Here is a 12,993-nt window from a genome sequence, read left to right on the forward strand (position 1 = left end):
GCTCACCCATCGACTCATCCACTCCTTCTGTCTTCCCATCCACCCATTCGCCTTTAACGAATCAGATCAAAGGAGATATCCGTCTTGGCGGGCACATTGGTCTTGTGGTCCAGGTCATCTAGAACCGTGTTGATGATCCAGTTGAACTGGTTGATGGCACCCTGGTAGCCAAGGGTGGCATAGCGGTGCATGTGGTGACGATCAAAGATGGGATAGCCGATGCGCACTAGGGGAGTGCCGGTGTCGCGCCACAGGTACTTGCCGTAGGAGTTGCCGATCAGTAGGTCAACGGGCTCGGTGAACATTAGCGATCGCAAGTGCCACAGGTCCTTCTTACCCCAGATAGTTGCCTCCTGGCCGTAGGGACTGTTGGTCAGCACCTCACGCAGTTCCGCCTCAAAATCATTGTTGGAGTTGGTAACCACGATATGCTTAGGCTCAGCTCCCATTTCCAACAGAAACTGGGTAATGCCAAATACATGGTCCGGATCGCCGTAGAGAGCAATGCTCTTACCGTGAATCCAGGCTTGAGAGTCGGTGAGGGCATCCACAGCGCGACCCCGCTCCTGCTGCAGTTCCAGGGGAATGGCTTTGCCCGTAATCGCAGAAAGGGCCATCAGGAATTCATCAGTGCCCTTGATACCAAAAGGACGGAAGTTATAGGTTTTTTGATCCCATGCTTCGGCAAGGTATTCCTGAGTCTTGGGGGTGGTGTACTTCTGGAAGAAGAACGTACCCTCAGCATTGAGAGAGTCTGCTGTCTCTTCTAACGTAGTTAACCCGTTATACATCTTAAACTCACCCGTATTCGGGGAATCAAAGGTGTCCGAATTATCCGAGAGAATGGTGTAGTCGATGCCAAACAGGCCCAAAATCCGCTTCAGTTCACGGATATTGCCAATATAGGGATCAAAGCCCAGGTTAAAGTTAAATTTACCGTTACTGGTCTCGGTCTTCTCTTTACCGGCGGTTAAGTTGGCCAATATGCTCTTAAGCATATTGTCATAGCCAGTAATATGAGAGCCCACGAAGCTAGGAGTATGGGCATAGGGTACCGGCAATTCCTCTGGAATATAGCCCTCTTGCTTAGCGGTGGTGATAAACGCCCCCAAGTCATCGCCGATTACCTCTGCCATACAGGTGGTACAGAGGGCAATCATTTTGGGCTTATAGAGTTCGAAAGAATTCTGTAAACCCTGCTTCAGGTTGTTCAGCCCTCCAAATACTGCTGCATCTTCTGTCATAGAAGACGACACGGCCTGGAAGGGTTCCTTATAGTTACGGGTGAGGTGGGTGCGGAAGTAAGCCACACAGCCTTGGGACCCATGGCTATAGGGTAATGTCCCTTCAAAACCAGATGCTACAAAGAGTGCACCCAAGGGCTGACACGCTTTAGCCGGGTTAATGGTGAGAGCTTCGCGCTCAAAGTTCTTTTCACGATAGTCCCAGGTCTTGGTCCATTCAGCTACCTCAGCCACTTTTTCACGGCTGTGGGCACCTTCAAATTGGCGCTTATATTCAAAAATGTCCTGGTAGGTATCTTCTTGAAATAGATCAAAATGGTCTTTGATTTTGCCGGGGTCTGGAGCGGTTTCCGGCACTTGGGGTGTATTATTCTCAGTCATGGTGGTCTCCTTCTTGGAGAGTGGATGGGTGGATGAGAGTAGGAGGGGTAGTAGATGAAAAACAGGGTAGATGGGTGAGAGGTAAAGTCGGTGAATACTAGGCGTGATCGGAAATGGCACGCATACCCATCCCCCCATCTACTTATCTACTCAGCCCAGGGAGCTTTGATTAAACCCCAGGTAGGATTGTTAATGGCCAAATCCATGTCGCGGGCAAAGACTTCAAAGCCTTCATAGCCGTGGTAAGGACCGGAATAATCCCAGGAGTGCATCTGCCGGAAGGGAAGGGCCATCTTCTGGAAGACATACTTCTCTTTAATGCCAGCCGCAATTAAGTCTGGCTGTAGCTCTTTGGCAAGTTCTTCAAACTCGTAGCCGCTGACGTCGTCATAGATGACCGTGCCTTCTTTCACATAGTCGGCGGTGCGCTTGTAGTCATCACCATGGCCAAACTCATAGCCAGTACCGATCACGTTCATACCCAGGTCTTCAAAAGCAGGGATCACGTGACGAGGCCGTAAACCACCCACCATCATCATCACTGTCTTGCCTTCTAACCGGGGGCGATACTTGGCAACAATGGCATCCATGCGCTTCTGATGCTCGGCAATCACCGCTTCAGCTTTGGTCTGGATGGTCTCATCAAACTGTTCGGCAATCTTACGCAGAGACTTGGCAATCTGGGTGGGGCCAAAGAAATTGTATTCCATCCAGCCAATACCATACTTCTCTTCCATAAACCGGCAGATGTAGTTCATCGACCGATAGCAGTGGATCAGATTCATCTTGGCCAGGGGCGTCATCACCACTTCGTTAAAGGTGCCATCCCCTGAGAATTGGCAAATAACACGGAGACCAATGGCTTCTAGCAGTCGGCGGCTGGGCCAAGCGTCTCCACCGATGTTATAGTCGCCAATGATGTTGACATCATAGTCACCCACTTCATACCCTTCGGGCAGTTTGCGATACTCGTCGGCCTTGGGCAGTACCCAGTCGCGCACGGTGTCGTTAGCAATGTGGTGACCTAAGGATTGAGAAACCCCTCGGAATCCTTCACAGCGGACAGGAACAACCGGTTTGCCAGTCTCTTTAGCTTTCTGTCTGGCAACGGCTTCAATATCGTCTCCAATCAACCCTACGGGACATTCCGATTCAATGGTGGTGCCCTGGCTTAGGGGAAACAGTTCTTCTAGTTCATCGACGATTTTGGCCAGTTTCTTATCACCGCCAAAGACAATATCCCGTTCTTGGAAATCGGAGGTGAACTGCATGGTACCAAAGGTGTCCACCCCGGTGGTGCCCACATAGTAGTTACGGCGACCAGACCAGGAATAGTAGCCACAGCCCACTGGCCCATGACTCAGGTGAATCATATCTTTGACAGGTCCCCAGACCACCCCTTTGGCTCCTGCGTAAGCGCAGCCACGAGTTGTCATGACGCCGGGAACAGATTTCTTGTTAGATTTAACGCCGCAGTCAGAAGCGCCTTCTTCTTTGACATTCAGGTGCTTGGAGCGTCTCTTTTGGGCTTTCTCAGGGTAGGCTTTCAGCACCTCCTGGATCAGCTCTTTTCGATCTTCTACGGTGGCCATGGTGTCCTCTCATTTAGGCTAGAGAATAGGATGAAGCGGATGGGCCGCACGCTAGGGGTAAATCTCACGGGTTGGAGACTCACCCACCAGCGGCTAGCCTTTAGACAGCAGCGACAGCAGCAGTATCAGAGGCTAGCGCTTCTTGATACTTTTCATCACTATCTAGGATGCCGAATTCAATCAGGAGTTCTTCCAGTTCGTCCATGCTAATGGGCGTCGGAATCGTCAGTTTGGTGTTGTTGATGATCTTATCGGCGAGTTGAGCATACTCATTGGCTTGGTTGCACTCTGGGGCATACTCATTTACAGTCATCCGGCGGAGTTCAGCATGCTGTACCACGTTGTCACGGGGAACAAAGTGAATCATTTGAGTATTGAGCTTGTCGGCTAGGGCTTCAATGAGCTCAATTTCCCGGTCTGTATTCCGGCTGTTGCAAATCAAGCCGCCCAGCCGCACACCGCCAGATTGGGCATACTTCAGAACGCCTCGGGCGATGTTATTGGCCGCATACATGGCCATCATTTCACCGGAGACAACAATGTAGATTTCTTGGGCTTTGCCTTCCCGAATGGGCATGGCAAAACCGCCGCAAACTACGTCACCGAGTACGTCGTAGGAGACGAAATCAAGATCTTCGTAAGCCCCTTCTTCTTCTAGGAAGTTGATGGCGGTGATGATGCCACGACCGGCACAGCCGACGCCGGGTTCAGGACCACCGGACTCGACGCATTTAACGCCGCGATAGCCTTCTTGCAGCACCTGGTCAAGTTCGACATCTTCAACGGCACCGAGTTCGGCAGCCAGTTGTAGCACGGAGGTTTGGGCTTTGCTGTGGAGCATCAGGCGAGTGGAATCAGCCTTCGGGTCACAGCCCACAATCATGATGCGTTGGCCTTGCTCAGCCATGGCGGCTAGGGTGTTCTGGGAGGTGGTGGATTTACCGATACCGCCTTTTCCGTAAAATGCAATTTGTCTCATGAATTGGATTCTCCTTAGGATGTTAGTAAACGCTAGGTCTAGATGTAGCGATACAGAGCGGTGCGGTTTGTCGAGGGTCCGTCAGAGGCTCTGCTCTCTGGTAATTGACGGGGGGAGGTGAACGCTCGACCATAAGGGTCTGATGGAGGGGTTTCATAAGACACGTAAGAGATAAGGTGAGAGAATGGAGGTGAGTTTTATACAGCGATAACGGTTAATTCAGGTGAAACCTGGGACTGTAGCCGAGTTTCAATTGCACCTTTGAGGGTGGCCGTGCTGCTATCACAAGAGCCACAGGCACCCTTGAGCTGCACTTGCACCACATCGCCGCTGACATCGTAGAGTTCAACATCACCGCCATCAGCTATCAGCATGGGGCGCACGTCTTCGGTCAGGACTTGTTGAATCAGATTAATTTTTTGGATGGGGGAGAGGGGGGCCGCAGTCACTTCTGCTTCTACCCTGGCGGCTGTTGTTGCTCTGTCTCGCTGCACTTCGATTAAAATATCTTCAATGCCGGCCAGACAAGAGCCACAGCCGCCACCCGCTTTGACATAGTTGGTGACTTGTTCAACGGTAGTCAGATCGTTTTCGATAATCACACGTCGGACGCGAGGCTCGGTGATACCAAAGCAGGAACAGATTAATGTGCCTTCGTCATCGTCGTGGTGCTCCACTTCAATACCACGGTATTTGTAGATGGCGGCTTCCAGGGCTTCTTGCCCCATCACAGAGCAGTGCATTTTGGCTTCGGGTAAACCACCCAGAAAGTCAGCAATGTCTTTATTGGTAATCTTCAGGGCCTGATCAAGGGTTTTGCCTTTGATAATTTCAGTGAGAGCAGAGGAGGATGCGATCGCACTGGTACAGCCAAATGTCTGAAACTGTGAATCCAGAATGGTCTCGGTCGATTCCTGAATCTTCAGGTGAAGTCTCAGAGCGTCACCGCAGGCAATGCTACCCACTTCACCATAGACAACGGCCATATCGGGTTCGTTGGCATCTGCGATCGCACCCTGATTGATCGGGTTATAAAACAGTTCAAGTACCTTTTCGGAATAGTCCCACATGGTAGTTTCTGGAGGTAAAGGAGCAAGAAGAGAGAGAGGTAGGGGCTGGTCCTGTACCGGCCCTATGCGCTATGGACCAAATCGCGGCCCTGTAACCAATCCGCTTCGTCATTGTTAAAGGGTGAAATCGCCCGCAATTTTTCCACAATGCCAGGCATGACATTGACAACCTGTTGGATATCTTCTGCAGTGGTGAATCGCGATAAGCTAAAGCGAATTGAGCCGTGGAGAATGGTGTAGGGAAGTCCCATGGCGGTGAGAACATGGGAGGGGTCTAGAGAACCGGAGGTGCAGGCAGACCCCGAGGAAGCGCAGATACCATGCTGATTCAGCATAAACAGAATGGCTTCGCCTTCAATATATTTGAAACCAATGTTGGTGGTGTTAGGCAGACGTGGGGTGCCGCCGCCATTCACGTCACAATCGGGGATTAACTCCAGCAGTTGGCGCTCTAGCTGGTCCCGTAGCTGACACTCCCGATGGACAGCAGCGAGATGCTCACGGGCCACTGCGGCGGCTTTACCTAGGGCAATAATACCAGGCACATTGTGGGTGCCCGCCCGCCGTCCGCGCTCCTGGTGTCCGCCCAGAAGAAAGGGACGGAAGCGGAAACCGCGTCGAACATATAGAGCACCCACCCCTTTAGGGGCATGGAGCTTGTGTCCAGAGAGGGTGAGCAGGTCAATGGTGCTGTTTTTTAGATCAATGGGTAATTTACCAACGGCCTGGACGGCATCCACATGGAAAGTGGCACCGCATTCTTTTGCGATCGCGCCAACCTGTTCTATCGGGAAAATCACACCGGTCTCATTGTTGGCATACATGGTGGTGACCAGCGCCGTGCCGCCAGTCATGGCGGCTTCCACTTCCATCAGATCAAGCTGACCGCGTCGGTCCACGGATAAATAGGTAACGGTATAGCCTTTTTTCTCCAGATGCTTGCACACATTGAGAATGGCCGGATGTTCAACAGCAGTGGTGACAATATGACGTTTCTCGGGTTGGGCCGCCAGGGCCGCATGGATGGCCGTATTGTTGCCCTCACTGCCGCAGCTAGTAAAGATAATCTCAGTATCTTCTGCCCCTAGGAGTTCAGCCACCTGGACTCTGGCATCCTGAATGGCAGCACCGACCTGTCCTCCAAAGCTATGCATCGACGATGGATTACCGTAGAGGTCGCTCAAATAGGGCAGCATTGCATCCAAAACATCGGGGTCAACCCGCGTGGTCGCATTGTTATCTAAATAAATGACCATTACCTCATCTCCGCGATCAATAAACAATAAAGGACAGTAGAAAGAATCAGAGCAGGCACTACGGCATTAACGGGACATTTGTGTCAGCCTGGGCTCTCAAGGTTTGTAGGGATTGGGAATACCGGTCAAACCACTGTCGCCAGTATCCAGGCTGCTGTGAGGATTTAAGCCGCGCGATCATGTGGCTATAGTTGGTAAACCAAACATGCCAGTAATCTGTTGTTGTCTCAGCATTCAGAGCGACAGCTGTAGTGGCGGTGGATAACGGCACACAGCCTTCATTCGTTGGGCACACAGACCAGCATTGAGCGACGCCATGGGAGCCTTGACACTGGTTACAGCGATTCACATCTATCCAGAATGTGGACCCATCGGTCTCAATGGCCTTGGTTGGGCAGCTAGAGAGACAGCGTTGACAGGAGATACAGTCATTAGTGATGGTGTAAGTCATGGTATGGGCCTCGCTGTTAGGGTTAGGACAGAGAGAGCAAAAGAGAGGGGAGAGTTAGGGGCAGAAATTCTGATAAATCTCCCTTTTTCCTGTATCCTTTCTTCTTTTATCTCTCTAAAACGTGTTCGTCATAAAACCGCCGTGCAACAGTTTCAATCACGTCATAGGCTTCAATGACGGTCAGCCCGGCTTTTTGTAAGGCCTTTTGGGGGCAGGGGCCTACTTTGGCCGTCAGTAGAGCCTGACAGTCAATAATTGTATTGATGATGCCTTTCAGGGCTGCCTCTTCGCCGTAACCGCCCTGGCAGTAATCGGCAACTTTACGATGACCAACAAACTTGGCTTCCGTTGCATCTACTTCATAAATCATGAATTCTTTGGCATGGCCAAAGTGTTGATTGACAAGTCCTCCCCCCTTAGTTGCAACCGCAACCAGGACTTTAGTCGACTCCGTTCGACGCTTATTGACAGATGCTTGTTTTTTCTCCGCTACAGCGGCTTTGGTTTGCTCAATGCCCAGATGAACTGCCTGACGTTTTTCCAAACTGTAGTCCGCCGACATATCCATAAACTTCTCCTTGGTGAATTCCTGACTACGGTCTTCACCCAGCAGACCGACAGCATCGGCTCGACACTGACGACAGTGGCGCATCATTTTCATGTTGCCAGAGCAATTATCTTGAACGCGCTTAAGTTCTTTGGGATTTGGACCCCGCTGACCATTGAGACCAAAGTACGTGCCATGCTCTGGGGCCGAGATCAGGGGCATAATATTATGGAGAAATGCACCGCGATCTCGAATCGCCTTATTCACCTCTGGCAGGTGCTCATCGTTGATGCCAGGAATCAGCACCGAGTTTACCTTGCAGAGGATATCAGCTTCCTGAAGCGCCTGTAGACCTTCCATCTGCCGCTCGTGCAGGATCTTCACCCCCTCAATGCCACGGTAGCGACGACGACGGTAGTGAACCCAGGGATAAATTTTCTCCCCTATTTTTGGGTCCACCATATTAATAGTGATCGTGACATGATCCACATTCAGCTGCTTAATCCGATCAACATGCTCAGGCAACATCAGACCATTAGTTGAGAGACAGAGTTTGATGTCAGGAGCTTTGTCGGCAATGAGCTCAAAGGTGCGGAAGGTTTTCTCTGGGTTAGCCAGGGGGTCGCCGGGACCCGCAATCCCCAAAACTGTCATTTGTGGAATTTTACCGGCCACCACCAAAACTTTGTGGGCAGCTTCTTCAGGTGTGAGCAGTTCGCTAACAACACCAGGACGGCTTTCATTGGCACAGTCATATTTACGGTTGCAATAGTTGCACTGAATGTTGCAGGCTGGAGCCACCGCAACGTGCATACGGGCATAATGGTGGTGAGCTTCTTCGCTGTAGCAAGGATGTTTTTCAATGCGAGCCTTTAAAGACTCACTCATACCACTAGGAGCATCATTTTTAGTGCTACAGCCACAGCCGCCGCCAGACTTCTTGACTGTAGTTTTTGTTTTAGTCAACGTTATGTCCAGCTCAGGCGTCGTCGTGGGCGCGGAGACAAGGGCAGTAGGAGGCGGAGGCGTCATTGGTTTAAGGAGTTAGGGAATAAAGTATCGATATGAAATAGCGGCACTGCATTGGCTGAGTCTGTAAACACAGTTGGTTGTTCTGCACGATAAAATCGGAGAATCGGACTGGAGGGTAGACAATGCAGTGCCAGAGAGCGTGCGAGCCTCAGAACTCAGTCAGGTGATCAGCAACTTCTAGGGTGTGTGGATGGAGATGTGCTTGTTTGTCTGGGTAAGATAACGAGGACATCTCAATAGGGTGAATACGCCTGAAATTGGTCTGTCACCTACCGCCCAATGGTGAACCTCTAACCAACAAAGGCTTAGCAAGATACGTGAGATCTAGCTGGACCTTGTTGCTTGAGTTCACCAACGTGTGTTAACTGAGTGTTTGGCGATGCAAGAGTTATATCAACGGCTCTAGAAGTTCACTAGAACAACGCCCCCATAGGATTTATTAGATAATTAACGCTGTACTCATCGACTACAGCCCTTGATAATTCAAGAAAAAATATTTTTTCTAGGTTAGGGTACGGGCATTCCCCAGGGTACGGACTAGTATTTTGTCACCCCCGCTCGATGATTACTGTACTCAGTCGCATCCATTATCATAAAAGGGATGGACTCGACTTTGATGGGTTCTAGATGACAAGTTTTTGAGTACTCAATAACAGATATTTTGCTAAATTAGATACACAATTTACCGCTGTGCTACATAGGCCAAAAAGGTGTCTGTATCATTGTTTTCAGTTTAAACCTAATTTCGGTAACGGATTTTACTATTTCACATTAAATAATGTTAAACAATAGGAGAGTTTTAAGCTGGAACACTATCTTGCTTTTGATGATCCAGATGACGCTGATGCTCACTTTGAGGTGGGCTCATTAAACTGGATGTTCCGTAACAGTGCACCGCTAGGATCGACCTATTGGCGAGTTGTTAAGGATTGCTGAAATTAGTCGAGGCAGTTCTGCATCAGTTGTTACAGTTTCTGTTGCTAAGCTGTGGGTTCGCCGATCAAAAACCCAGTTTTGAGTACATCAAACAAGTTTTTATAAGACTGTCTAAAATCCAGGTCTAAACACTATATATAAAGGCTTTGACGTGAGTACAGAATACCTGCACCCACCCTTAGAAATACCTAACCCTGGGTATCAAAATACTTGTACCCTGTCCCTAGAAAAATTCTAAATGCTTTACCAATAAAGGTTTTAGCATTTGAGTGTAAAGGTAATAGTTATAGTAAATCTGGATTGGGCCGTTGCGATCACCCCCCCTCAGTTGTAACTGCTATAAGCAGGAAAACAACGCCCCACCAGACCCATGTCCCTATCTCTGCAACACTTTTCTGTTCGGCATTTGTTTTCGTCTGCTGAACTGCACCGGCTTTTTCCCTGTGTGGCCGATTTCACAATCATTTTTGAACGGGACCCGGCGGCTCGCAGTTGGTTAGAGGTGTTGTGCTGTTACCCTGGTTTACATGCGATCGCAGCCCATCGCCTCGCCCACTGGCTACAAAATCACAAGATTTCCTTTCTCCCTCGCTTTATTTCTCACCTGGCTCGCCTCTTTACGGGAATTGAAATTCATCCCGGGGCCACCCTCGGTAAAGGGGTTTTTATCGATCACGGTATGGGTGTTGTAATTGGGGAAACTGCTGTGGTCGGAGACTACACCCTGATCTATCAGGGGGTGACTCTAGGGGGGACAGGTAAAGAAACGGGTAAGCGCCATCCTACGGTTGGCAGCCAAGTGGTGATTGGCAGTGGTGCCAAGGTGCTTGGCAGTATTACTATTGGGGACCATGCCCGCATTGGAGCGGGTGCTGTTGTATTGAACAGTGTACCGACCAACTGCACGGCTGTTGGGATTCCCAGCCGTAATGTTTGCGAATGCAACACCCTAACAACTCCTTTGGAACATGGTCAGCTTCCCGATGTTGAAGCCACTACCCTACGTCATCTTTTGGCTCGCATTGACGCGCTAGAAACCCAAGTACAAAGTCTCACTTGTTCATCCCTTTCAACGTTGGAGTATCAATCCTATGGATAACCCCACACCCACTGTTCCCGGTTGGGGGCAAGTTGTCGCAGTGCCTCGCGGCGAACGTTGGTCGATTAATCGTCGCTTGCAAGAACTTCATATCTCGTGTAGCTGTCCCACCGATGGCACACTACGAGTTGATGTCAACGATGCATTAGAGCTGATGTTAGTTTGCAGCGTCATCAGACAATTCACATCACCTCGCCAGTCTAGTATTGGCTGGCTAGAACGGTGTTGGCAAACTCAGGTGAGCTGTACTACAAATCATTAGCCGCTTACTTTCTGTTCATCCTACCTATTGATTGGAGAAATTATATGACTACTCAAACCCTTGTCCGTGCTTTTGGTGAAGTAGGTGATAATCCTGTCGGTCTTGAGAAGGAGATTACTATCACCGTATGCGAAGGGCTGAATTTGGTTTACGCCAGTTTTCAAGCCCTTTATATGCAATATCAAAAGCATCATTTTGTAATTGAAGGTGCAGAATTTTACGCTATTCATGAATTCTTCCAAGAAAGCTATGGGGCTGTTCAGGGAGATGCCCATGATGTTGCTGAGCGTTTAAATGGTCTAGGCGGCATTCCCGCAGGCACCTTTGCCACCCTGGCCGAACAATGCTGTTTCACTCCAGAATCAGAGGGTGCCTATAACTGTCAACAGATGATTGCCAATGATCTTACTGCTGAGCAGTCGATGATCACTCTACTTCGCCGACTAGCCACTCAAGCCGAAAGTGTGGGAGATCGAGCCACTCGATATCTCTATGAGCAAATTCTCTTAAAGACAGAAGAGCGGGCTTTTCATCTTGAACACTTTTTGTCTGAAGATAGTCTTACTTTTACCTTTTTGAAGTAGGGCTATGCAGTTCAAAATTTCGTCTATTGCTCAAATAGTCAGGAGGCGCTTGCTATGTTGACCACCCTTATGATGATTGGTCCTTTTATTGTCTTTGCTTGGGTTCTACAGTATTTTCTCAATCAAATCATTGCAGAAGATATTGAATCCTTCAACGGAGACCAGTCTCAGTCAATGGACGATGCTTCGTTGACTTAAGACAGCTGTTCGTCAAGTCTAATCCAGTAGGCAAATTTTGAGGGTGAGACTATACACGGCCCTCAGCTCACCCTCTTCCCTCTTCTCTCTTCCCTCTTCTCTCTTCCCTCTTCCCTCTTCTCTCTTCCCTTTTCTCTCTTCCCTCTTCCACGTTTACGGAGGCCGCTACGATGACACCACCCCCCCAAATATATATTAACGATACGACCCTCAGAGATGGTGAACAAGCTGCAGGTATTGCCTTCAGTTTGGACGAGAAGGTTGCGATCGCAACGTTTCTCGACACCATTGGCATTCAGGAAATGGAAGTTGGCATTCCCGCCATGGGGAGAGATGAAGCTCAGGCCATCCACACAATTGCCAATCTGGGCCTAAATGCTCAACTCCTAGGGTGGAATCGCGCTGTGTTGTCTGATATTCAGGCGTCGATTAATTGTGGCCTAAAGCGCATTCACATTTCGGTGCCAGTTTCAGATATACAGATTCAAGTAAAGTTTCAAGGCCAGTGGGCCAAAATGTTTAAGCAGCTACAAGAGACTATTACCTTTGCCCGCGATCACGGTCTAGACGTAAGTGTTGGAGGTGAAGATAGTTCTCGGGCTGATGAAACATTTTTACTCGAAGCTGCCCAGTTTGCCCAAGAAAACGGCGCATTTCGTTTTCGTTTTTGTGACACTGTGGGCATTCTGGACCCGTTTACCACCTTTGAAAAAGTTCGAAAACTGGTTGCCGTCTTAGCCATTCCAGTGGAAATGCACACCCATAACGACCTGGGGTTAGCAACAGCCAATGCCCTGGCCGGTATCCGAGCTGGTGCTGTCTCTATTAATACTACTGTTAATGGGCTAGGAGAAAGGGCTGGCAATGCGGCTCTTGAAGAAGTTGTCATGGCCCTACGGCAAATCTATGGTCTCAAAACCAATATTCAAACCGAGCGTCTGTTAGAATTGTCTCGCTTTGTTGCTAAAACCGTCAATTGCCCAGTCCCTCCCTGGAAGGCTATTGTTGGAGCCAATACCTTTGCCCATGAGTCCGGTATCCATGCCCATGGAGTGCTGCATAATCCCAGCACTTACGAACCGTTTGATCCCAAAGATGTGGGTTGGCAACGGCGTTTTGTTGTCGGCAAACACTCTGGTCGTCACCTGTTGAGTCAAGTTCTACAGAACTATGACATACATCTGGATGCCAGCAACAGTCAGTTACTGCTCAATGCCGTCCGCGATCTGTCCACTCAGCTAAAACGTAGCCTTACCGTTGATGAATTGCTCACCTTAGCCTCGCAGGAGGGGTTAGGTGTGGCGATTATATAATTCGCACAGGGGGCAGGCACAAGGTTAGCCCCAATAGACTTTTCCCATG

General features: G+C 49.6%; 12 protein-coding genes. 5 read left to right on the forward strand and 7 right to left on the reverse strand.

The window, feature by feature from the left end:
* Positions 1-53: 53 nt before the first annotated feature.
* The 7 genes from nifK to nifB all read right to left on the reverse strand — a co-directional run bounded on the left by nifK (position 54) and on the right by nifB (position 8,552).
* Positions 54-1,625, reverse strand: a complete 1,572-nt coding sequence (gene nifK / locus QGP82_RS00450; RefSeq protein WP_499056611.1) for a nitrogenase molybdenum-iron protein subunit beta — start codon at positions 1,623-1,625, stop codon at positions 54-56.
* Between the two features lie 146 nt (positions 1,626-1,771).
* The gene (nifD, locus tag QGP82_RS00455) at positions 1,772-3,217 is read right to left on the reverse strand and encodes a nitrogenase molybdenum-iron protein alpha chain (protein ID WP_499056612.1); all 1,446 of its coding nucleotides are present in this window, start codon (positions 3,215-3,217) and stop codon (positions 1,772-1,774) included.
* Between the two features lie 100 nt (positions 3,218-3,317).
* Complete coding sequence (nifH, locus tag QGP82_RS00460) at positions 3,318-4,196, reverse strand: nitrogenase iron protein (RefSeq protein WP_163659252.1); 879 nt, start codon at positions 4,194-4,196, stop codon at positions 3,318-3,320.
* Between the two features lie 197 nt (positions 4,197-4,393).
* Positions 4,394-5,266, reverse strand: coding sequence for a Fe-S cluster assembly protein NifU (gene nifU, locus QGP82_RS00465; RefSeq protein WP_163659251.1), 873 nt, complete (start codon positions 5,264-5,266; stop codon positions 4,394-4,396).
* 62 nt (positions 5,267-5,328) lie between these two features.
* Positions 5,329-6,522, reverse strand: a complete 1,194-nt coding sequence (gene nifS / locus QGP82_RS00470) for a cysteine desulfurase NifS (RefSeq protein WP_499056614.1) — start codon at positions 6,520-6,522, stop codon at positions 5,329-5,331.
* A 58-nt stretch (positions 6,523-6,580) separates the two neighbouring features.
* On the reverse strand, positions 6,581-6,973 hold the full coding sequence (locus QGP82_RS00475) for a 4Fe-4S dicluster domain-containing protein (protein WP_163659249.1): 393 nt from the start codon (positions 6,971-6,973) through the stop codon (positions 6,581-6,583).
* Positions 6,974-7,079: 106 nt separating this feature from the next.
* A complete protein-coding gene (nifB, locus tag QGP82_RS00480) occupies positions 7,080-8,552 on the reverse strand; it encodes a nitrogenase cofactor biosynthesis protein NifB (protein WP_163659248.1) in 1,473 nt (490 codons plus the stop codon).
* Positions 8,553-9,858: 1,306 nt separating this feature from the next.
* Here nifB and cysE point away from each other — a divergent pair.
* From cysE to nifV, 5 genes are all read left to right on the forward strand, one after another.
* Positions 9,859-10,587 carry a serine O-acetyltransferase gene (cysE, locus tag QGP82_RS00485; RefSeq protein ID WP_490796041.1) on the forward strand — a complete coding sequence of 243 codons (729 nt, stop codon included), beginning with the start codon at positions 9,859-9,861 and terminating at the stop codon, positions 10,585-10,587.
* A complete protein-coding gene (locus QGP82_RS00490) occupies positions 10,580-10,849 on the forward strand; it encodes an Asr1405/Asl0597 family protein (RefSeq protein ID WP_006514478.1) in 270 nt (89 codons plus the stop codon). Before cysE ends, QGP82_RS00490 begins: the two co-directional genes overlap by 8 nt.
* Before the next feature lie 44 nt (positions 10,850-10,893).
* Positions 10,894-11,433 (forward strand): DNA starvation/stress protection protein DpsA, encoded by a 540-nt coding sequence (gene dpsA, locus QGP82_RS00495; RefSeq protein WP_006514477.1) that lies wholly within the window; start codon positions 10,894-10,896, stop codon positions 11,431-11,433.
* Positions 11,434-11,487: 54 nt separating this feature from the next.
* Positions 11,488-11,631, forward strand: coding sequence for a hypothetical protein (locus tag QGP82_RS00500; RefSeq protein WP_163659246.1), 144 nt, complete (start codon positions 11,488-11,490; stop codon positions 11,629-11,631).
* Between the two features lie 170 nt (positions 11,632-11,801).
* On the forward strand, positions 11,802-12,944 hold the full coding sequence (gene nifV, locus QGP82_RS00505; protein WP_163698939.1) for a homocitrate synthase: 1,143 nt from the start codon (positions 11,802-11,804) through the stop codon (positions 12,942-12,944).
* The last annotated feature ends 49 nt before the right edge of the window (positions 12,945-12,993 follow it).

The organism is Leptothoe sp. LEGE 181152 (genome assembly GCF_032906605.1).
Classification (GTDB): Bacteria; Cyanobacteriota; Cyanobacteriia; order Phormidesmidales; family Phormidesmidaceae; genus Leptothoe; species Leptothoe turfae.